Source organism: Aeromonas simiae (assembly GCF_014892695.1).
Taxonomy (GTDB): Bacteria; Pseudomonadota; Gammaproteobacteria; order Enterobacterales; family Aeromonadaceae; genus Aeromonas; species Aeromonas simiae.
Map to the genome: position 1 here is coordinate 2,594,176 of NZ_CP040449.1, position 21,150 is coordinate 2,615,325.

Annotated in this window: 15 protein-coding genes; 7 read left to right on the forward strand and 8 right to left on the reverse strand. The window is 65.7% G+C overall.

The annotated features are described in order from the left end of the window. Positions 1 to 23: 23 nt before the first annotated feature. Entirely contained in the window at positions 24 to 3,605 is a 3,582-nt protein-coding gene (gene nifJ / locus FE240_RS12150) for a pyruvate:ferredoxin (flavodoxin) oxidoreductase (RefSeq protein WP_193001246.1), read from the reverse strand. After that, positions 3,602 to 5,236 (reverse strand): NAD(P)-binding protein, encoded by a 1,635-nt coding sequence (locus tag FE240_RS12155; RefSeq protein WP_193001248.1) that lies wholly within the window; start codon positions 5,234 to 5,236, stop codon positions 3,602 to 3,604. Before FE240_RS12155 ends, nifJ begins: the two co-directional genes overlap by 4 nt. 249 nt (positions 5,237 to 5,485) lie before the next feature. Between FE240_RS12155 and FE240_RS12160 the strand changes: the two genes are divergently transcribed. Beyond that, positions 5,486 to 7,288, forward strand: a complete 1,803-nt coding sequence (locus tag FE240_RS12160) for a hybrid-cluster NAD(P)-dependent oxidoreductase (RefSeq protein ID WP_193001250.1) — start codon at positions 5,486 to 5,488, stop codon at positions 7,286 to 7,288. A 67-nt stretch (positions 7,289 to 7,355) separates the two neighbouring features. On the opposite strand, the gene htpX is transcribed toward FE240_RS12160, so the two are convergent. The 5 genes from htpX to bioB all read right to left on the reverse strand — a co-directional run bounded on the left by htpX (position 7,356) and on the right by bioB (position 12,017). Then, entirely contained in the window at positions 7,356 to 8,228 is an 873-nt protein-coding gene (gene htpX, locus FE240_RS12165; RefSeq protein WP_193001252.1) for a protease HtpX, read from the reverse strand. Between the two features lie 102 nt (positions 8,229 to 8,330). Then, positions 8,331 to 9,008: a dethiobiotin synthase gene (gene bioD / locus FE240_RS12170; protein ID WP_193001254.1), complete on the reverse strand. Its 678-nt coding sequence runs from the start codon at positions 9,006 to 9,008 to the stop codon at positions 8,331 to 8,333. A gap of 9 nt (positions 9,009 to 9,017) precedes the next feature. Further along, complete coding sequence (gene bioC, locus FE240_RS12175) at positions 9,018 to 9,803, reverse strand: malonyl-ACP O-methyltransferase BioC (RefSeq protein ID WP_193001256.1); 786 nt, start codon at positions 9,801 to 9,803, stop codon at positions 9,018 to 9,020. After that, positions 9,796 to 10,956 (reverse strand): 8-amino-7-oxononanoate synthase, encoded by a 1,161-nt coding sequence (bioF, locus tag FE240_RS12180; protein ID WP_193001258.1) that lies wholly within the window; start codon positions 10,954 to 10,956, stop codon positions 9,796 to 9,798. The genes bioC and bioF overlap by 8 nt, the downstream gene beginning before the upstream one ends. Beyond that, complete coding sequence (gene bioB, locus FE240_RS12185) at positions 10,956 to 12,017, reverse strand: biotin synthase BioB (protein ID WP_193001260.1); 1,062 nt, start codon at positions 12,015 to 12,017, stop codon at positions 10,956 to 10,958. Before bioB ends, bioF begins: the two co-directional genes overlap by 1 nt. Positions 12,018 to 12,129: 112 nt before the next feature. On the opposite strand from bioB, the gene bioA reads away from it, so the two are divergent. From bioA to FE240_RS12215, 6 genes are all read left to right on the forward strand, one after another. After that, positions 12,130 to 13,401 (forward strand): adenosylmethionine--8-amino-7-oxononanoate transaminase, encoded by a 1,272-nt coding sequence (gene bioA / locus FE240_RS12190; protein WP_193001262.1) that lies wholly within the window; start codon positions 12,130 to 12,132, stop codon positions 13,399 to 13,401. Positions 13,402 to 13,487: 86 nt separating this feature from the next. Beyond that, the gene (locus tag FE240_RS12195) at positions 13,488 to 14,324 is read left to right on the forward strand and encodes a HAMP domain-containing protein (RefSeq protein ID WP_193004544.1); all 837 of its coding nucleotides are present in this window, start codon (positions 13,488 to 13,490) and stop codon (positions 14,322 to 14,324) included. Positions 14,325 to 14,472: 148 nt separating this feature from the next. Then, entirely contained in the window at positions 14,473 to 15,873 is a 1,401-nt protein-coding gene (gene asnS, locus FE240_RS12200; protein ID WP_193001264.1) for an asparagine--tRNA ligase, read from the forward strand. 224 nt (positions 15,874 to 16,097) lie between these two features. After that, the gene (locus FE240_RS12205; protein ID WP_193001266.1) at positions 16,098 to 17,441 is read left to right on the forward strand and encodes an anaerobic C4-dicarboxylate transporter; all 1,344 of its coding nucleotides are present in this window, start codon (positions 16,098 to 16,100) and stop codon (positions 17,439 to 17,441) included. 81 nt (positions 17,442 to 17,522) lie between these two features. Beyond that, a complete protein-coding gene (locus tag FE240_RS12210) occupies positions 17,523 to 18,656 on the forward strand; it encodes a patatin-like phospholipase family protein (protein WP_193001268.1) in 1,134 nt (377 codons plus the stop codon). A 192-nt stretch (positions 18,657 to 18,848) separates the two neighbouring features. Further along, entirely contained in the window at positions 18,849 to 19,700 is an 852-nt protein-coding gene (locus tag FE240_RS12215; RefSeq protein ID WP_193004545.1) for a GGDEF domain-containing protein, read from the forward strand. Here FE240_RS12215 and tilS read toward each other — a convergent pair. Beyond that, positions 19,697 to 21,010, reverse strand: a complete 1,314-nt coding sequence (gene tilS, locus FE240_RS12220) for a tRNA lysidine(34) synthetase TilS (RefSeq protein WP_193001270.1) — start codon at positions 21,008 to 21,010, stop codon at positions 19,697 to 19,699. The genes FE240_RS12215 and tilS overlap by 4 nt on opposite strands. Between the last annotated feature and the right edge of the window lie 140 nt (positions 21,011 to 21,150).

Consider the following 21,150-nt stretch of genomic DNA (forward strand, 5'->3'; position numbering starts at 1 on the left):
GGCCTAAGCCCGCCGCCACCGACTCACAACAGCGGATGGAACTGCTCGGCGCTGCGGGTCGCCATCTCCTCATAGGTCGCCCACTTCTGCCACGCCACCTGCTGGGCAATGGCCATCAGCCGCTCGGCCTCGGCCGGATCGCTCTGGGCCAACACCCGGTAGCGGCTCTCCTGCTCGCGGTAGGCGCGCAGCGCCAGGGTCGGACGCAGGCTGTCAAGGCTGAAGGGGTTCTGCCCGGACTCACGCAGCACAGGGTTGTAGCGCAGCAGTGGCCAGTGCCCCGAGTCCACCGCCCGCTTCTGCTGGGCCAGCCCCTGCTCCATGTCGATGCCATGGGCGATGCAGTGGCTATAGGCGATGATGAGCGAAGGGCCGGGATAGGCCTCCGCCTCGCGCAGGGCCTGCAACGCCTGCTGCGGGTGGGCACCGAAGGCGATGCGCGCCACATAGACATTGCCGTAGGCGATAGCCTGCAACGCCACGTCCTTCTTGGCCAGGGTCTTGCCCCCGGCGGCAAACTTGGCCACCGCCCCGAGCGGGGTCGACTTCGACATCTGACCGCCGGTGTTGGAGTAGACCTCGGTATCCATCACCAGCACGTTGACGTCGCGCCCGGAGGCGAGCACATGGTCGAGCCCGGCCGAGCCGATGTCATAAGCCCAGCCGTCACCGCCGACAATCCACACCGAGCGGCGCACCAGTTGATCCATCAGCGAGCGCAGGGCATGGGCCTCCGTGCTCTCGTCATCTTCCAGACGCCGGCGCAGCATGGTCAGGCGCTGGCGCTGGGTGCGGATCTCCGATTCCAACCGCTGCGGTGAGTGCAGCAAGGCATCGACCAGCGCCTCCCCGACGCGCGACCTGACCGCTTGCAGCGCCGCCTCGGCCTGGCCCCTGTGCTGATCGGCGCACAAGCGCAGCCCAAAGCCGAACTCGGCGTTGTCTTCAAACAGGGAGTTAGACCAGGCTGGCCCCTTGCCCTCGTCGTTGTGACTCCACGGAGTGGTCGGCAGGTTGCCGCCATAGATAGAGGAGCAACCGGTGGCGTTGGCCACCAACATGCGATCGCCAAACAGTTGGGTGAGCAGCCGCAGGTAGGGGGTCTCACCGCAGCCGGCGCAAGCGCCGGAGAACTCAAAGAGGGGCTCTAAGAACTGCACCCCGCGCACCGTGGAGAAGTCGATCTTCTCCCGCGCCGGCCAGGGCAGGCGCTCGAACCAGGCCAGCGCCGTGCGCTCCGACTCACGATGCGCCGCCAGCGGCCCCATGACGATGGCACGCTCGCCCGCCTCATCGCGTACCGGGCAAGCCTGCACGCACAGACCACAGCCGGTGCAATCTTCCGGGTAGACCTGCAAGGTGTAGCGGCTGTCGGGGTAACCTCGGGCCGTCAGCGCCGCCGAGCGGGCCTCGGCTGGGGCATCCTTGAGCCACGCCTGGTGGTAAAACTTGGCACGCAGCGCCGCGTGGGGGCAGACAAACGAACAGTTACCGCACTGCACACACGCCGCAGGCCGCCAGATGGGGATGTCGCGGGCTATCGCCCGCTTCTCCACCCGACTGGTTCCCAGCGGGTAGGTGCCATCACAGGGCAGCAGCGACACAGGGATCCGATCGCCCCGACCGGCCAGCATGGGGCCAGTCACCCGCTCGATGAAGGTGTGTTCGGCTGCCGATAATCCGGCGGGCCATTGCAGCGGCAGCGGATAGTCGCCGCTCTGCTCCTCCCCCTCGCTGGGCCAGGGCACCGGGTGCAGCGCCGCCAAGGTGGCATCGACCGCGGCGAAGTTACTCGCCACCACCGCCTCCCCCTTGCTGGCGTAGCTCTTCGCAATGCTCCCCTTGATGAGCGCGATCGCCTCCTCCCGCGGCACTACCTCGGCCAGGGCGAAGAAGCAGGTCTGCATGATGGTGTTGATGCGCTTGCCCATGCCGGTCTGCTCGCTCACCCGGTCGGCGTCAATGGCCCACAGCCGGACGCCCTTGGCGCGAATGCGGGCGCGCAGCCGCTCGGGCAGTTGTCCCCACACCGCCTCGGGGGGCCAGGGGGCGTTGAGCAGCAAGGTGGCGCCGGGTGCGGCATGCTCGAGCAGATCCAGCGTCTCGACAAAGCCCCACTGATGGCAGGCGATGAAGTTCGCCGCCTCGATAAGCCAGGGAGCATCGATGGGATCGGGGCCAAAGCGCAGGTGGGAGACGGTGCGTGACCCCGACTTCTTGGAGTCGTAGACAAAGTAGCCTTGGGCGTGCAGATCGCCGCGCTCGCCGATGATCTTGATGCTGTTCTTATTGGCCCCGACCGTGCCATCGGCACCGAGACCGAAGAACAGGGCGCACACCCTATCCTGCGGCTCCAGACTCGGCAAGGAGGGCAGCGTCAGGCTCAATCCGGAGACATCGTCACAGATCCCCACGCTAAAGCGCGGGCGCGGCGCCTCGCTCGCCAACTCGGCAAACACGGCGGCCGCCATAGCCGGAGTGAACTCCTTGGAAGAGAGGCCGTAGCGCCCGCCGCACAGGTGGGGCAAGCTCCCTAGGCTCCCCCTTTGCAGGGCATCGATGAGGGCGCTTTGCACATCGAGCAGCAGCGGCTCACCGCCTGCGCCCGGCTCTTTAGTGCGATCGAGTACGGCTATGCGCCGCACGCTGGCCGGCAGCGCGGCCACTAGGGCCGCCACCGGGAAGGGGCGATAGAGGCGCACCTGGAGCACGCCGGTCTTGCCCCCCTGGCTATTGAGCCAGTCACTGGCGGCGCGCGCGGCGGCCGCCCCCGAGCCCATCAGCACCACCACCTCGCTGGCATCCGGCGCACCACTGTACTCCACCAGCCGGTAGTGGCGTCCGGTGTGGCCGGCCAGCTCGTCCATCACCTGCTGCACCTGGGCTGGCAGCGCCTCGTAGAAGGGGTTGACGCTCTCGCGAGCCTGAAAATAGGTATCTGGGTTTTGCGCCGTGCCACGCATCACCGGGTTGTCCGGGTTGAGCGCCCTGGCCCTGTGGCTGCGCACCCAGTCATCGTCGATCATGCAGCGCAGGGTCACCCGCTCGATAGCCGCTATCTTGTTCACCTCGTGGGAGGTGCGAAAGCCGTCAAAAAAATGCAAAAACGGCACCCGGCTGCGCAGAGTGGTGCAGTGGGCCACCAGCGCCAGATCCTGGGCCTCCTGCACGCTGGCCGAGGCCAGCATGGCAAACCCCGTGGTGCGCGCCGCCATCACGTCTTGGTGATCGCCAAAAATAGACAGCCCCTGCGCCGCCAGGGAGCGGGCCGCCACGTGAAATACCGCCGGGGTCAGCTCACCGGCAATCTTGTACATGTTGGGCAGCATCAGCATCAGCCCTTGGCTGGCGGTGAAGGTGGTGGCCAGCGCCCCCCCTTGCAGAGCGCCATGCACGGCGCCGGCAGCGCCCCCCTCGCTTTGCATCTCCACCACGGTCGGCACGTTGCCCCACAGATTGGGGCGCCCCTCTGCCGCCCATTCATCGGCCAGCTCCGCCATGGTCGAGCTGGGGGTGATGGGGTAGATGGCGCAGATCTCGCTCAACTGATAGGCCACCCGGGCGGCGGCCTCGTTGCCATCTACCATGATCATCTTGTCGCTCATTTGGCCTCCTCCATCTCGATGGCATTGCACGGGCACTGGTCGTGGCAGGCGCTGCACCCACTGCACCGCGCCGGATCGACCCGGTAGCCAAGCCCAGCGCCCAGCTTCTCGATCGCCTGCTCGGGGCAACTGGCAAAGCAGCCGTCACACTCGAAGCAGTTGCCACACGAGTAGCAGCGGCTCGCCTCATAACGGGCCTCATTGGCATCGAGGCCGCAGACGATTTCGCTAAAACCGTGGCGCGACGCCGGTGCCAGCACCGACTGATCGCTCGCCGGCGCCCAGGTCTGGAACCAGAGCTGCAAGGAGGCGGTCCCCACCAGCGGGAAGGAGGGGGGCTTGCAATAGCGCTCGCCGCGCAGCCAAGCATCGATGTGGCGCGCCGCCTTCTTGCCGTGGCCGGTGGCCACCGTCACGGTGCGCTCGGAGGGAACCATGTCGCCGCCGGCAAACAGGCCCGGCAGATCAGTCATCAGGTTCTCCCCCACCTGCACCACCTCGCCACTCAAGCGCACACCGGGCACGCTCTTGAGCACGCTCAAGTCCACCTCTTGGCCAAGGGCCAGGATCAGGGCATCGGCCTCCAGTGTCTCGACGCGGCCGGTGGGTTGCGGCTGCCCCTGCTCATCGAGGGTCATCACCTCCACCTCGAGGCGATCGCTGTCGAACTGGCGGATAGAGCGCAACCAATTGATGGTGATCCCCTCTTCCTCGGCCTCGATGGCCTCAAAGTCATGGGCCGGCATATGGTCGCGATCCCGCCGGTAGATGATCATCGCCTCCTCGGCGCCGAGCCTACGCGCGGTGCGGGCCGCATCCATGGCGGTATTGCCGCCGCCATAGATGGCGACGCGCCGCCCCAGCACTGGGGGCTGTAGCCCCTGCTCCTGGGCCAGACTCGCCTGCTGGAGAAAGCTCACCGCATCGAGGATGCGCCCGGCCTCGCGGGCCGGAATATCGACGCGCTTGGCCAGGTGGGCACCGATGGCCATGAAGACGGCATCAAAGCCCCCCTCACGCCACTCGGCCAGCACATCCTCCACCTTGTGGTTGAGGGTGAGCTGCACCCCGGCCGCCAGCATGCGCGCCACCTCACCATCGAGCACGGCGCGCGGCAGGCGGTAGGCAGGAATGCCAAAACGCAGCATGCCGCCGGGGCGCGGGCCCGCCTCGCGGATCTCGACGCTATGGCCGAGCCGGTTGAGGTGCCAGGCGCAAGAGAGGCCCGAAGGGCCTGCCCCGACGACGAGCACCCGCTTGCCCGTGGGCGCTGGAGGCGGCGCCGGCAGCCAGCCGAGGCGCAGTGCCTCGTCGCCAAGGAAGCGCTCGATGGCGTGGATCGAGACCGCTTCGTCGACCTCGGCACGGTTGCAGGCACGCTCGCAGGGGTGGTAACAGACTCGGCCATGCACGGCCGGCAAGGGGTTGACCTCGATGAGGCGCCGCCAAGCGGCCTCGAACTGGCCGGACTGGGCCAGGGAGAGCCAGGCTTGGATGTCCTCACCGGCAGGGCAGGCGTGATTGCAGGGGGGAAGGGCCGGGCGCCAGCGTGGCACCCGACTGAGCACCGGGCCCGTCCCCGTCTTGCGGGAGAGATCCGGTGGCAGCGTCATATCCAGTGGTCTGCTCATAACGTGGCTTTCTGCTTGTGGGTGAACCGACCGTCATCTGCCCTTGAAAACCGGCGCGCCGTGGCGGCCGGTGGCTGACGGGAAAAGCAAAAGCGTCAAGAACTGGAAACTGGTCACAGTTTGACCTAACGCGCGCAGCGATGATGCAATCGAGATCAATAAAAGCGCACTCTATCAACACCAAAACAAACTGTTTGAGCTGCTCAAACGAAATCGTTATGGTGCATTTTCATCTGCAAAGGAGCGCTCATGACCACTCTCGTCTCCCTTCATCTCTATCCCGTCAAGTCTTGCGCCGCCCTCTCCCCGCTGCGGGCCACGGTCACCGAAGAGGGGCTGCTCGGGGATCGCCGCTACATGGTGGTGCGCCCGGATGGCAGTTTTATCACGGCGCGCACCCACCCACGCCTGCTACAGGTGCTGGCCGATCCGTTCGTGGGAGGCGTGCGCCTGGCCTTCAGCGGCGGCGAACCATTGCGACTGGAAGAGCGCAGCTTCACCCGTGACTCACTGGCCACCCGGGTGTGGCAGGATGATTTCGAGGCGCTCACCACCACGGACGAGGCCGACGCTTGGATAAGCCGGGTTCTCGGCGAGCCGGCCCGCCTCTTGTGGCTCGGCGAGCGCTCCAACCGCTACCGGGAAAAGACCGGCACCCGGGTGAGCTTTGCCGATGGCTACCCGCTGCTGCTCATCAGCGAGGCCTCGCTGGAAGATCTCAACCGGCGCTCCGACGCGCTGCATCTGATGAGCCAGTTTCGCCCCAACCTGGTGGTCAGTGGCACCGCCCCCTTCGCCGAGGATGGTTGGGCCCGCATTCGCATCGGCGAGGTGGAGTTTGCCGTCGCCAAGCCGTGCAGCCGCTGCATCATGACCACAGTGGAGCCCGGCAGCGAGCGCTTCAACGCCCTCAAAGAGCCGCTCGCCACCCTCACCCGCTACCGCCGCGGGGAGGATGGCGAGGTCTACTTCGGCCAGAACCTGATCGCCCTGAACGAAGGGACGATCAGCGCAGGCGATCCGGTCGAGGTGCTGGAGACCCGGCGCGCCCCCGCCTACCCCAACGGCGCTCCCGCCCGCCGCCGTCTGCGCTGTGTGGCGCGCGAAACTCTGGCTCGGGAGCTGGAGACCTTCTGGCTGGAGGCCGACGACGATCTGCCCCTGCCTGACTACCTGCCGGGCCAGTACCTGCCGATCGCCATCGACGTGGATGGCCAGCGCATCTTGCGCAACTACACCCTGAGCTCCAGCCCGTCGCGTCCCGAGCGCCTCGCCATCACGGTCAAGCGCCTTGAGGGGGGACGGCTCTCCACCTGGCTGCACCAGCAGCTAGGGGTCGGCAAGACCCTGCTGGCCCATGCCCCGGCCGGCGAGTTCCACCTCGGCGGACGGCGCAAGTTGCTGCTGCTCTCAGCCGGCTCCGGCATCACCCCCATGCTCTCCATGGCGCGCTTCCTGGCCGATCAGGGGGCCCTTGGTGAAGTGCACTTCCTGCACCAGTGCCGCAGCGAGGTCGACATCCCCGCCCGTGAAGAGCTGCTCGCCCTGCGCCTGGCCGGCATGCAGCTGCAACTGGTGCTCAGCCGCCCCGAACCTCACTGGCAGGGCCTGCGCGGCCACTTGACCCACGCCATGCTAGAGGCCATCCCGGAGCTGGCCGAGCGCGACGTCTATGTCTGCGGCCCCACCGGCTTCATGCAGTTGGCCCTCGATTGGCTCGCCGAATTAGGAGTGCCCGCCGGGCAACTGCACCACGAGTCGTTTGGCGGCCAGATGCTGACGGTGGCGCGCCCCCATCAGGCGGTGCGGATCCGCATCGGCGCCGAAGAGTTCATCGGCAACAACCAAGGCACCTTGCTCGATCAGGCCGCCAAGCAGGGGATCGATCTCCCCTGGTCGTGCCGCGCCGGGATCTGTGGCAGCTGCCGCTGCACCCTGCGGGTTGGGGAAGTGGATCAACCGGCAGCGCCTGCGCTGGACGAGGCGGCCCGCGATCGCGGCGAGATCCTCGCCTGCTGCGCCGTGCCCCTCACCGATGTGCACATCGAGTAATGCGCAATAAAAAAGAAGGGCCGGAATCATCCGGCCCTTCTTGTTATCAGGGAGCGATCAGGAAGGCTTAACCGCGCAGAGCACTGATGCGCTGCTCGATGGGCGGGTGGCTCATGAACAGCTCGCTCATAGAGCGCTTGCCGTTGATGCCAAAGGCCATCATGGTGCCCTCCATCTGGGACTCGGGGCCCCGGGCCAGACGTTGCAGGGCGGCAATCATCTTGTCACGGCCGGCCAGTTTGGCGGCACCAGCGTCGGCACGGAACTCGCGCTGACGGCTGAACCACATGACGATGATCGAGGCCAGGATGCCAAACACCATCTCCAGCACAAACACGGTCGCCATGTAGGCCAGACCACCGGTGCTGCTGCTCTCTTCATCATTGTTGTTGCTAAAGAAGTTGCTGATGACGCCGGCCACGATGCGAGCGAAGAACATCACGAAGGTGTTCACCACCCCCTGGATCAGGGTCAGGGTCACCATGTCGCCATTGGCCACGTGACTCACCTCGTGTGCCAGCACCGCCTCGGCCTCGTCGCGGCTCATGGTGTAGAGCAGGCCGGAGGAGACGGCAACCAGAGAGGCGTTGCGGCTGGCACCGGTCGCGAAGGCGTTCATCTCGGGAGAGTCATAGATCCCCACCTCCGGCATCTGGATGCCAGACTCGCGCGCCTGACGGGCCACGGTACTGACCAACCAGTGCTCCATCTCGTTACGGGGCTGCTCGATCACCTGCACCCCGTAGCTGCGCTTGGCCATCCACTTGGACATGAACAGGGAGATAAAGGAGCCGCCAAAACCGAACACGGCACAAAACAGCAGCAGGCCGCTGATGCTCGAGCGGTTGATACCAAGCACGCTAAACAGAATATTGAGTACCACCCCCAGCACCAGCATCACGGCGAGGTTGGTGGCCAGGAACAGTAAGATGCGCTTCATTTTGACTCCTCATTGAGCTACGCAACGTCACAGTACGACGCCATGTTTTATTCACGGCGTCACTATCGCAAAAATCAATGAATAATCGCTGAATAATACTGCCTACTGCAAGAGGCGAACATCGAGCCCATGCGGCGCCGCTTGAGGCTGAGTTCCCAGCCAAGGGATCTCCCCAAGCAGCGGCGCCCCCAGCAGGGCCGCCAGGGTGTCGCGGTTATGCTCGTAGAAAGGCATATCGGGATCGATGCGGTTGCAAACCCAGCCTGCTAGGGTCAGGCCAGCGGCGCGGATCGCCTCGGCCGTCAGCAGGGCATGGTTAAGGCAGCCAAGGCGCGCCCCCACCACCAGGATCACCGGCAGCCCATGATCGGCCACCCAATGCGAGAGCAGCCGGCCGCCACCGATGGGCAGGTGCCAGCCCCCCGCCCCCTCCACCAGTACCCGCTCGGCCCCGCTCGCCTGCAAGCGGGCCAGCCCCGCATCGAGCAGGGCCGTGTCGATGGGGATGCCGCTCTGCTCGGCGGCGATGTGGGGGGCGATCGGCGGCGCATAGGCGATGGGATTGATCGCCTCATAGGGCATCTGGACGCTTCCCGCCGCCTGCAACTGCAACGCATCGCGGTTGCGCAGCCCCTGTGCGCTCTGCTCGCAGCCCGCCGCGATCGGCTTGTAGCCCACGGCGGCAAGACCCGTTGCCTGCCAGGCGTGCAGCAGGCTACAGGCCACCAGGGTCTTGCCCACGTCGGTGTCGGTGCCGGTTAAAAAATAGGTGTGACTCATCTGCTTCTCCTAAGGGCGGCGCACCACGGCGAGGCAGACCTGATAGGTCGCCGGCAGGGTGCCGTCCACCCGGTTTTGCTCGTACGCATCGGCCAGCGCCGCCAGCCGGGCCCTTCCCCCCAGCCCGCCGCGCGGCGCTTCATTGACTTGGCTGGCACCGATCCCCTTGAGATCGCGCAGCAACCCTTCGACCGCCCCATAACGAAGCTGCCAGGGGTGCACCTCAAGGCGCTCGATAACGAGCCCCCCGGCCAGCAGGGCGCGCTCAAGCGCCGCCCGCTCGAGGAAGCGGTTCACGTGCGCCGCGCCGTCCACCGCCTGCCAGGCCGCACGCAGCTCGTGCAAGGAGCCGGCCAGCAGGGTCGAGAAAAACAGCCGGCCGCCGGGTTTGAGCACTCGGCCCGCCTCGGTAAAGGCGCGCTCGGGGCGCTCGCACCACTGCAACGCCAGGCTGGAGAACAGCGTATCGAATTGGCCGCCGGGCAGCGGCAGCGCCTCGGCGTCGCCGCATAAGAGCGAGGCTCCACTGCCACGCCGGCGGGCCTCGTCCAGCATGCCGGGCGAGAGATCGAGCGCCGTGAGGCGATGGCTGCGCGCTGCCAGCATGGGCAGGAAGTGGCCGGTACCGCAGCCGAGATCGAGCAGGTGATCGCTGTGCGCCGGCAACCAGCCAAGCAGCGCCTGCCCCACCTCGCGCTGAAAGGCGGCGTGGGCGTCGTAGCGCCGGGCTGCCGCCCCAAAGCGGCGGGCCAACTGGGCCTTGTCGACCCGCTGGAACGGGGGCAGCTCACCCATGGCGCGCCTCCCGGCACTCGGCGAGCGCCGCCAATAGGGCATCGACGTCCGCCTCGCCGTGGGCCGCGCTTAAGGTGATGCGCAGGCGCGCCGTACCAACTGGCACGGTGGGCGGGCGGATCGCCGTGACCCAGATGCCGCGCTCACGCAGCCGCGCCGCCAGGTGCAGCGCCGCCTCGCTCTCCCCCACCAGCAGCGGCTGGATCGGCGTGTGGCTGCAACCAAGCCGCCAGCCCTGCCCCTTCGCCCCGGCGCGAAAGCGCGCGATGAGCCCGTGCAAGTGGGTACGCCGCGCCTCACCGGCACGCACCAAATCAATCGCCGCCGTGATGGCGTGGGCCTGGGCCGGCGGCATATGGGTGCTGTAGACATAGGTGCGGGCGAAGTTGGTCAAATACTCCACCAGCTCGCGGCTGCCGGCCACAAAGGCCCCGGCCACCCCGAGCGCCTTGCCAAACGTCCCCATGTGGATGTGTACCCGCTCTGGCCCTATGCCGAGCGCAGCCAGGGTGCCTCGCCCCTCCGGCCCCAGCACACCGAGACCGTGGGCGTCGTCGATCATCAGCCAATTGCCGCTCTGCGCGGCCAGATCGCACAGGGACGGCCAGTCGCCGAGATCCCCGTCCATGCTGAACACCCCTTCCGAGACGATGAGGCCGGCGCCGGGCTCGAGCTGGCGCGCCAGCGCCTGCATGTCGTTGTGACCAAAGCGCTGCATGGTGCAGGGGAGCTGGCTGCCGGCCTCTTGCAAAGAGGCGTGGTTAAGCCGGTCTTGCCACAGGCGGTGCTCCTTGCCGAGCAAGGCTTTGAGCACCGCCTGATTGGCAGAAAAGCCGCAGTTAAACAGCAGCGCCGCCTCTACCCCGAGCCAGTCGCACAGGCTCTTTTCGAGGCGCTGGTGCGCCTCGTGGTAGCCGGTGACCAGCGGCGAGGCGCCGCTGCCGGCGCCAAAGCGGGTGAGCCCTTCGGCAAACGCCGCGCCCAGCAATGGCTCGCGCGCCAGCCCCAGGTAGTCGTTGCCGGCAAAGTGCAGATAGTCGCGCCCGGCCACGTGCAGGTGCGCCCCTTCATGGCGCACTGCGCTGCGGGTGCGCAGCAGCGCCGCCTCGCGCCGGGCATCGAGCGCGTCGGCGAGATGAAACGGGGAGCCCATCAGCGAGCCGTGGCGTCGTAGAAGAGATCCTCTGGCGCCGGCTGGGTCGCCGCCTGACGCGCCAAGGTGGCGGTCAGCTCCTCCTCCTGCACCGCGTCGGGCTTCTGGGCACACTGGGCGGGGTGGATGCCGAGGCGCTGGAATAGCTGCATGTCGCTGCTCTCGTCCGGGTTCGGCGTGGTGAGCAGCTTGCAGCCATAGAAGATCGAGTTGGCGCCAGCCATAAAGCAGAGGGCTTGCAGCTGATCGTTCATCTTTTCTCGGCCAGCCGAGAGGCGCACGTAGGAGTGGGGCATCATGATGCGCGCCACGGCGATGGTGCGCACGAACTCGAACGGATCGAGGTTCGCCTCGTCTTCAAGTGGCGTGCCCTTGACCTTGACCAGCATGTTGATGGGCACGCTCTCCGGGTGGCGCGGCAGGTTGGCCAGCGCCATCAGGAGCCCCGCCCGATCGCTGGGCTGCTCGCCCATGCCGACGATGCCGCCGCTGCACACCTTCATGCCGGCGCTGCGCACATGCGCCAGGGTATCGAGCCGATCCTGATAGGTGCGGGTGGTGATGATGTCACCGTAAAACTCCGGCGAGGTGTCGAGGTTGTGGTTGTAGTAATCGAGCCCCGCCTCGGCCAGCCGACCGGCCTGCTCGGCGCTGAGCATGCCGAGGGTCATGCAGGTCTCCATCCCCATGGCGCGCACCCCCTCGATCATCTGGATGAGGTAGGGCATGTCGCGCTCCTTGGGGTTGCGCCAGGCGGCGCCCATGCAAAAACGCGACGAGCCGTTCTGGCGCGCCTCGCGGGCCCGCTCGAGCACTTTTTCCACCTCCATCAGCCGCTCCGCCTCGAGGCCGGTCTGGTAGCGGGCGCTCTGGGGGCAGTACTTGCAATCCTCCGGGCAGGCGCCGGTCTTGATGGAGAGCAGGGTGCTCACCTGCACCTCGTTCGGGTCGAAATGGGCGCGGTGCACGCTCTGGGCGCGAAACAGCAGATCGTTGAACGGGAGGGCGAAGAGGGACTGTACCTCGGTCAGGGTCCAGTCGTGGCGCAGTTCGGTGCTCATGCAGTGCTTCTCGTTGTGAAGGCTCGCGGGCCGTTAATGGTTGGCCAGTGTAGGGATTGCCGATATCCTGTCAACACCAACCAGTTGCACCACATTGACATTGGATTATTTTGTGAGCGATTTTGACCTGCACCACATCTGGCACCCCTATACCTCCCTCACCCGCCCCCTGCCCTGTTACGAAGTGAGCGAGGCGAGCGGCGTGCACCTCACCCTGGCCGATGGCCGCCAGCTGGTCGATGGCATGAGCTCATGGTGGGCCTGCATTCACGGCTACCAGGTCCCCGAGCTCGATGCGGCCGCGCGCGATCAGCTCGGGCGCATGGCCCACGTTATGTTCGGCGGCATCACCCACCAGCCGGCCATCCGACTGTGCCAGAAGCTAGTCGAGATCACTCCGGCGGGGCTGGATCGGGTGTTTCTCGCCGATTCGGGCTCGGTGGCGGTGGAGGTGGCGCTCAAGATGGCCCAGCAGTACTGGCACGCCAAGGGGACGCCCAGGGCCAAGTTTGTCAGCCTGCGCAGCGGCTATCACGGCGACACCTTCGGCGCCATGAGCGTGTGCGACCCAGATGGCGGCATGCACGAGATCTACAAGGGGTTCCTGCCCGAGCACCATTTCGTTGACGCCCCTCATTGCCGCTTCCACGACCAGTGGGATGAGCAGTGCGTGGTGGAACTTGCCACCCTGCTGGCGGATCACCACGAAGAAGTTGCCGCCATCGTGCTCGAACCCATAGTGCAGGGGGCCGGCGGCATGCGCTTCTACCACCCCCGTTACTTGCAATGGGTGCGCGCCCTGTGTGACGAGTTCGGGGTACTGCTGATTGCCGACGAGATCGCCACCGGTTTTGGCCGCACCGGCCAACTGTTCGCCTGCGACTGGGCCGGCATCCGCCCCGACATCCTCTGCCTGGGCAAGGCGCTCACCGGGGGCTACCTCACCTTGTCGGCGACGCTGACCACCGAACAGGTGGCCACCACCATCTGTGAAGGAAAAGCCGGGGTCTTTATGCACGGCCCCACCTTCATGGGCAACCCGCTCGCCTGCGCCATCGCCTGCGCCTCTATCGATCTGCTGCTGGCCTCCCCTTGGCAGGAACGGGTCCAACGGATCGAGGCGCAGCTGCGCGATGAGCTATTGCCGCTCACGCGCCATGGGGCGGTGGCCGATGTGCGGGTGCTCGGCGCCATCGGGGTGGTCGAGCTGCACCAGCCGGTCGATGTGGCCGCCATCCAGCGCCGTTTCGTCGAGCTCGGCGCCTGGATCCGCCCGTTTGGCAAGCTGGTCTACCTGATGCCGCCGTTTGTCATCACGGCAAAAGAGCTGGCGGTATTGACCCGGGCCATCGCCACCGTGCTGGAAGAGGGGAGCTGGCGCTGACGCCGCTTTGTGACCCAGCCATCAGACCCATGTGAAAAAGAGGCGTAGAGTGGGGCGGTTTATTGACCCGCCCCATCACACTGCCCATGCGCCTCTCTATTGCCGCCAAACTCAACTTCTTTTTGCTCTTCATCTTCTCCATGGTGCTGGTCTTCTCGGCCTGCTACCAAGCAGTGCGCGAACGCGATCTCATCCTCAGCCTCATCAAGGAGCAGAGCCAGGAGCAGACCGAAGCCTACTTCGACAGCCTCAACATGCTGATGCTGACCGGCCAGATGGCGGCGCGCGATACCCTGCGCGAGAAGTTCAAGCGCCATAGCCACGTCAAGGATGCCCGTATCGTGCGAAGCACCGCCCTCACCCGCCAATACGGGCCGGGGCGGGCAGAAGAGGCGGTGCAGGATGACTTTGACCGCCTCGCCCTCGAGGGAAAAGGGAGTCTGGAGGTGATCCAAGAGGGGGCCAGCAGCCGCCTGATTGCCACCCTGCCCCTGCGCGCCAGCAAGGCTTATCGCGGCACCGACTGCACCAGTTGCCATCAAGTCGAAGAGGGGACCGTGCTCGGTGCGGTGCGCTTTGAGTACGACCTCGACGCCCTGTTCGCCCAGGTTGAGCGCAGCATCCTCGGCTCCACCTTGGCACTCACCGCCCTGTTTGGCGCCGGCCTGCTGCTCACCCTCTGGGTGCTGCGTACCTGGGTGGTCAACCCGCTCGGCCAGCTCACCCGCGCCATGGAAGAGGCCACCGATGCCCCGCTCCCCGGCCGGCGCCTCGAGATAGAAGAAGAGGATGAGATTGGCCGAGTGGCCGCCGCCTACAACCAGATGCTCGACAGCATGGAGCGACGGCTCGCGCCACGGCCATCCGAACCGGGCGCCCAAAGCCGAACCATGAGCGCCGCAGCAGACCCCAAACGGGGCTAAAAGTGCCGTTACCGCCCAGCCCAAAGCGCCATCTTTTGCTTGTTTATCAAGCCGGCGCGGGTAAGATGTGGCATTCGGTCGGCCTTGCGCCGCCCTCTTTTTTATTGCAAGAAAAACTGTGCAAGCACCAGTTGGAGACTTTATTTCGATGACGCACGCATCCGTAGTTGATGTGCTGACCGGCAAATTTGCGGTCGGCACCACCCTGACCGTCAAGGGGTGGATCCGGACTCGCCGCGATTCCAAGGCGGGGATCTCGTTTCTGGCCGTATCTGACGGCTCCTGCTTCCACCCGGTGCAGGCAGTCGTGCCCAATACCCTGGCCAATTACGAGAGCGACGTGCTGCATCTGACCACCGCCTGCTCCGTCGAAGTGACCGGCACCGTGTCCGAGTCCCAGGGCAGCGGCCAGTCCTTCGAGCTGCAAGCCACCGAGGTCAAGGTAGTCGGCTGGGTCGAAGATCCCGACACCTACCCCATGTCTGCCAAGCGCCACAGTATCGAGTACCTGCGTGAGCACGCCCACCTGCGTGCCCGCACCAACCTGATCGGCGCCGTGACCCGGGTGCGCAACAGCCTGGCCCAGGCCATCCACCGCTTCTTCCACGAGCAGGGCTTCATCTGGGTGGCCACGCCGCTCATCACCGCCTCCGATACCGAAGGCGCCGGCGAGATGTTCCGCGTCTCGACCCTGGACATGGAAAACCTGCCGCGCACCGATGCCGGCAAGGTGGACTACGCCGAGGACTTCTTTGGCAAAGAGGCGTTCCTGACCGTCTCCGGCCAGCTCAACGCCGAAACTTATGCCTGCGCCCTCTCCAAGGTCTACACCTTTGGCCCCACCTTCCGCGCCGAAAACTCCAATACCAGCCGCCATCTGGCCGAGTTCTGGATGGTCGAGCCGGAAGTGGCGTTCAACGATCTGGAAGATAACGCCGCCCTGGCCGAAGCCATGCTGAAGTACGTCTTCAACGCCGTACTGACCGAGCGCCGCGACGATCTGGAGTTCTTTGCCCAGCACGTCGACAAGGAGGCCATCTCCCGCCTCGAGCGTTTCGTCGCCTCTGACTTTGCCCAGGTCGACTACACCGATGCCATCACCATCCTGGAAAACTGCGGCAAGACCTTCGAGTTCCCGGTCTCTTGGGGTATCGATCTCTCCTCCGAGCACGAGCGCTATCTGGCCGAGGAGCACTTCAAGGCCCCCGTGGTGGTGAAGAACTACCCCAAGGACATCAAGGCCTTCTACATGCGCCTGAACGACGACGGCAAGACCGTCGCCGCCATGGACGTGCTGGCCCCTGGGATCGGCGAGATCATCGGCGGCTCCCAGCGTGAAGAGCGCCTCGACGTGCTGGATCAGCGCCTTGAAGAGATGGGTCTGAAGAAAGAGGACTACTGGTGGTATCGCGACCTGCGTCGCTACGGCACCGTGCCCCACTCCGGCTTTGGCCTCGGCTTCGAGCGCCTGGTGGTCTATGTGACCGGCATGGGCAACGTGCGCGACGTGATCCCCTTCCCGCGAACTCCGCGCACCGCCGAGTTCTAAGCGCACCGACATGACCTCAAAGGCCGCCCTCCGGGGCGGCCTTTTGCATTTCTCCTGACCTCGCAGTTTTTAAGTTGTTATTGATTCACCTTGAGATGCCGCAACTTTTCGCCCGCCGTCACCCCCGATAATTCACCTAACCCTTTAGGGCTAACACAACAAGGCACGATGGAGTGTGCGCCGGCCACGGGCGGCGCTGTTTCAACTGATGGAGGTAACAGGGAATGATCCTGATGGAGTTTTTAGTGGTGCTCGGCTGTCTGCTGCTCGGCACCCGTTTTGGCGGTATGGGGCTGGGCCTTATCAGCGGCATCGGTCTGTTTATATTGAGCTTTATCTTCGGCCTCACCCCAGGTGAGCCACCGGTGCAGGTCATGCTCACCATCCTCGCAGTGATCGGCTGCGCCGCCACCTTGCAAACCGCTGGCGGTCTCAACCTGATGATGCAGGTGGCCGAACGCCTGCTGCGCCGCCATCCGCAGTACATCACGATATTGGCGCCCCTCACCACCTGGACGCTGACCTTCCTGTGCGGCACCGGCCACGTGGTTTACACCATGTTCCCCATCATCGCCGACATCGCGCTGCAAAAGAACATCCGCCCGGAGCGGCCGATGGCGGTGGCCTCGGTCGCCTCCCAGATGGCCATCTGCGCTTCGCCGGTGTCGGTGGCCGTGGTCTCGCTGGTCTCTATCTTGGCCGCCAAGGCCGGCGTGGGCCACGCCTATAGCCTGCTCGAGATCCTGATGGTGTCGGTGCCCGCCTCCCTGTGCGGCGTGCTGACCGCCGCCCTGTGGAGCCTGCGCCGCGGCAAGGATCTCGATAAGGACGAGGAGTTCCAAGCCAAGCTGCAAGATCCGCAGCAACGCGCCTTCATCTATGGCGGCAGCGAGACCCTGCTCGGCACCCGCTTCCCGAAAGAGGCCTACCGGTCGACCTGGATCTTCTTCGCCGCTATCGCCGCCGTGGTGGTGCTGGGGGCCGATGCCTCACTGCGCCCGGTATTCGAGATGGGGGGCAAGACCGGGCCTCTCTCCATGAACCTGGTGATCCAGATGATGATGTTGATCGCCGGCGCCGTGATCCTGATGAGCTGCAAGGTCAAACCGGGCGAGATATCGAACGGCCCGGTGTTCAAGGCCGGTATGGTCGCCATCTTCTCGGTGTTTGGCGTGGCCTGGATGAGTGACACCTTCTTCAACAGCCACATGAGCGAGCTCAAAGAGGCGCTCTCCCACGTGGTGCAGGCCCAGCCATGGACCTACGCCCTGGTGCTGTTTCTCATCTCCAAGCTGGTCAACAGCCAGGCGGCGGCGCTCACCGCCATCGCCCCCATGGGGCTGGCGCTGGGGGTCGATCCCAAGCTGCTGATCGCCTTCCTGCCGGCCAGCTACGGCTACTTCATCCTGCCGACCTACCCAAGCGATCTCGCCTGCATCGGCTTCGACCGCTCCGGCACCACCCGCATCGGCAAGTACATTCTCAACCACAGCTTCATCATTCCCGGCCTCATCGGGGTGAGCGTGGCCAGTACGGTGGGCTACCTGTTAACCACCACGCTGCTGTAACCGAAAAAACCGGCCCCTCTGCCCATTTCTCACCACAAAACAACGCGTTATAGTGAGGAAAAGGCAACCCATGGAGGGGCCATGTCAAAACCCAGCACAGCCCTGTTGCTGACCGGTGGCGGCGCCCGCGCCGCCTACCAGGTTGGCGTGCTCAAGGCGATCGCCGAACTCTACCCCCGCCAGGCGGGGATCCCCTTTCCTATTCTGTGCGGCACTTCGGCCGGTGCCCTCAACGCCACCGCCCTCGCCTGCTATGCCTCCCACTTCCAACTCGGGGTGCGCAAACTCGAGTGGGTATGGCGCAGCTGCGAGACCCACCACATCTTTCGTTTTCAACCGGGGCAACTGCTGCGTCGCCTACTGTTCGAGGGGTCGGCCGGCCTCATCAGCGCCACTCCCAACCCGGCGTTTCACCTCTTCTCTCAGGAGCCGCTCAAGCGCCTGCTCGATCAGCTCATCAACTACGACCGGATAGACGAGCAACTGCTCTATGGCAATCTGGAGGCGCTGGCCATCACCGCCTCCGACTACCGCAGCGGGTTGTCGACCACCTTCTTCCAGGGGCGCCCCAACCGGCACGCCTGGCAACGGGCCCGCCGCCGTGGCATCCCGACCCTGATCACCACCGAGCACCTGCTCGCCTCGTCGGCACTGCCGTTCGTGTTCGCCCCCCAGCGCATCGACGATCACGACTTCGGCGATGGCTCGATCCAGCAGCTCAGCCCACTCAGCCCGGCCATCCATCTGGGGGCTGAGCACATCTTGGCGATCACTCTGGATGCCCGCCACGACATGGGGAGCGCTCCCCACGCCATCACCAGCTCACAGATCGCCAGCCATCTGCTCAACACCGTGTTCAGCGATACCCTCAACTCGGATCTGGAGCGGCTCGCCCGCATCAACGCCACCCTGGCCCAAATGGCACCGCGCGAGCGCGAGCGCCTCAACCTGCGCCTCATCGAGCCCTGCGTGCTGGGGCCAAGTCAGGATCTCGACCAACTCGCGCTACCCCACCTTCCCCACCTGCCGCGCCACCTGCGCCGACTGCTGCGGGTGCTCGGCGTCAAGGGGGATGAGCCAAGCACCCTGGCCAGCTTCCTGATGTTCGTGCCCGAGTACTGTCAAAACCTGATCCAGCTCGGCTATCAGGACACCCGGGACAAGCAGTCAAGTATCCGGCACTTTCTCGACCTGGCACCCAGCCCTCGCCGCTGAAGCGGCAGTAACCACGCCGCCTTCGGGCGGTGTTTCTTTTATTTGTCCTGTCTAATCAATGCATTGTATAAACCAACGCTAAACAGTCACATATTGTTCATAAATAGGTATGACTATTGCTTCCCCCTACCCGCCTGGCAGTGATTCGATGCGTAGTGAGGAGTCGACGTGGAAAACACCATCGCGTTTGGCATGTGGGGACAAGGAGCAGAACCGTGGTCGAGACAGACAGAAAGGGCGAGCACCCTCGACAGCAACGAGCAGTTGCAGTTGCTGGCACTGCTGCTGGCCCAAGGCAGCCTGCATGAGCTGCTGACAACCTTTGCCAGCCGGGTGGCAAGAATTGTCCGCCTGCACAGTCTGCTCATCGACTGCGGCCAGCCGCGTCATATCGTCAACAGTGAGGGGGCGCCCCATCATTGCAGCTTCGAGCTGCGCGACGATAACCACTCTCTGCTCGGTCTGCTGCACTATGGCCTTGAGCTACCGCTCAGCCATACCCAGCAGCGGGCGCTACAGCAATATCACCAACTGCTCAGCATGCCGCTGCGTCTGATGCTGCGCCTGGAGCAGTTGCAGTCACAGGTGCGCCTTGATCACCTCACCGGCCTTGGCAACCGCGCCCACTTCGACGAGGCCATCGGCCGCGCCGTGGAGCAGAACTGCCGCGAGCACCACGGCCTGGTGCTGGTTCTGGTCGATCTCGATCGCTTCAAGCTCATCAACGACACCTGGGGCCACCCGGTCGGCGATCTGGTGCTGGCGCGCTTTGCCCAGCTGCTGCGCGAGGTGATCCGCACCACCGATCAGGCGTTTCGCCTCGGCGGCGACGAGTTTGCCCTGATCTTGCAACCGGCCGAGCCGCTGGCCTGGCAGCCGGTGCAGCAGCGCCTGTGCGATCAGCTGCGCAGCCATCAGGAGCTGCTCTCGTTTGGTGTCGGGTGCAGCCTAGGGGCGGCCAGCTGGCAAAGTGGCATGAGCGTGCACCAGCTCTATGAGCTGGCCGACGCCGATCTCTACCGGGGCAAGAGCCAGCTCCCCTAGCGCTGCCACTCCCAGCCGAGCGCCGAGCCAGCAAATCCCTCGCAGACAAAGACCCCGAGCGCCGCCGCCGGGGTCTCGTCGTAATGGAGCAGCGGCACCCTGCCGCGCTGCCACGAGGGTACGCCGTACTCCTGCCACAGTTTCTTGAGCCGCCGGCTGCCGGCGCGCCCGATAGGGTGCAATCGGCAGCCCGGCGCCACCGTAAAGCGTAAGAAGAGCCGCTCCCCCCCCTGCGGCGCGCGCAGCGGCCCTGCCGGTGAGGGCACCAGCCGCAGCCGGCCCAGCCCGACCGGCAAGGTCAGCCACTGCCCCACCTCCAGCTCGGCCTCCCATGACAGGGGCGCAGCCTGCTCATCACGCGGCAACACCACCAGCGCCCCCTGATGACGACAACAACGCCACAGATCCCAACACAGGCTGGGATTGGCATCGGCGCGAGCTTGCGCCACCTCCTGCCACAGCAGGGTCAACTGCTCGCGGGAAGGGGGAGTGGCCCCGCGCTCTCGCAGCCAGTGGCGCAGTAAATTGGCGCGCCGCGCAGGCGAAAGGGGGATGAGCGGCGCCACCGGCAGCCGCTCCCCCTCCCCGATGGCCGCCAGATCGCTTTGGGCCAGCTCGTCGAGCAGCTCGGCGGCCTCGGCGCACAGGCTCATGCTGCGTGCGGCAGTCTGCAAGATCGCCGGCCAGCGCTCGCGCAGCGGTGGAGCGAGCTGCTGGCGCACGAAGTTGCGATCGAAGCGCTCATCGCCGTTGCTCTCATCTTCCACCCAGGTAAGCCCCAGCGCGCCGGCCTGCGCGGCCAGCTCGGCGCGGGCAAACCCGAGCAGGGGGCGCACCAGCACCCCGCCAGCGAAGGGCTGACGCGCCCCCATACCGGCCAGCCCGCGCACCCCGCTGCCGCGCTTGATGGCCAGCAGCAGGGTCTCGAGCTGATCGTCGCCATGATGGGCGGTGAGCAGTACCCCTCCCGGCGGCAGGTGGCGGGCCAGCACCCCATAACGGGCACGGCGCGCCTGCGCCTCCAAGCTCTCGCCATTGCCGGGGCAAAGCTGCACCCGCTCCACCCGCACCGGCACCCCCAGCGCCGCCCCCTGCGCCACACAAAAGGCGGCCCACTCATCGGCATGGGGGCTCAGTCCGTGGTGGACATGCACGGCCTCAAGGCGGCGGCGCCAGTCAGGCTCGGCCGCCAGCAGGTGCAGCAACAGGCAGGAGTCGAGGCCGCCGCTCAGCGCCAAGCGCAGCGGGGCTAGCGTATCCTCGGCCAGGGCGGCATGCAGCGCCGTGGCGGCGGGGGAAGGCTGGGTCATAGGGAGTCCATCGGCAGATACAGACACTTCAATTGCCGGCCATGATAACACCAAGTGAGGCTTATCAAGGGGATGGCGCACTGTTACAGTGGCAAGGGCCAACAGGCTCCAGAAGAGAGCCGCATACCCCTTATCATTGG

Excerpts from the sequence above, each read along its gene's own strand:
- nifJ (WP_193001246.1), bottom strand. The coding sequence starts at position 3,605 with ATGAGCGACAAGATGATCATGGTAGATGGCAACGAGGCCGCCGCCCGG.
- FE240_RS12155 (WP_193001248.1), bottom strand. The coding sequence starts at position 5,236 with ATGAGCAGACCACTGGATATGACGCTGCCACCGGATCTCTCCCGCAAG.
- FE240_RS12160 (WP_193001250.1), top strand. The coding sequence starts at position 5,486 with ATGACCACTCTCGTCTCCCTTCATCTCTATCCCGTCAAGTCTTGCGCC.
- htpX (WP_193001252.1), bottom strand. The coding sequence starts at position 8,228 with ATGAAGCGCATCTTACTGTTCCTGGCCACCAACCTCGCCGTGATGCTG.
- bioD (WP_193001254.1), bottom strand. The coding sequence starts at position 9,008 with ATGAGTCACACCTATTTTTTAACCGGCACCGACACCGACGTGGGCAAG.
- bioC (WP_193001256.1), bottom strand. The coding sequence starts at position 9,803 with ATGGGTGAGCTGCCCCCGTTCCAGCGGGTCGACAAGGCCCAGTTGGCC.
- bioF (WP_193001258.1), bottom strand. The coding sequence starts at position 10,956 with ATGGGCTCCCCGTTTCATCTCGCCGACGCGCTCGATGCCCGGCGCGAG.
- bioB (WP_193001260.1), bottom strand. The coding sequence starts at position 12,017 with ATGAGCACCGAACTGCGCCACGACTGGACCCTGACCGAGGTACAGTCC.
- FE240_RS12195 (WP_193004544.1), top strand. The coding sequence starts at position 13,488 with ATGCGCCTCTCTATTGCCGCCAAACTCAACTTCTTTTTGCTCTTCATC.
- asnS (WP_193001264.1), top strand. The coding sequence starts at position 14,473 with ATGACGCACGCATCCGTAGTTGATGTGCTGACCGGCAAATTTGCGGTC.
- FE240_RS12205 (WP_193001266.1), top strand. The coding sequence starts at position 16,098 with ATGATCCTGATGGAGTTTTTAGTGGTGCTCGGCTGTCTGCTGCTCGGC.
- FE240_RS12210 (WP_193001268.1), top strand. The coding sequence starts at position 17,523 with ATGTCAAAACCCAGCACAGCCCTGTTGCTGACCGGTGGCGGCGCCCGC.
- FE240_RS12215 (WP_193004545.1), top strand. The coding sequence starts at position 18,849 with ATGTGGGGACAAGGAGCAGAACCGTGGTCGAGACAGACAGAAAGGGCG.
- tilS (WP_193001270.1), bottom strand. The coding sequence starts at position 21,010 with ATGACCCAGCCTTCCCCCGCCGCCACGGCGCTGCATGCCGCCCTGGCC.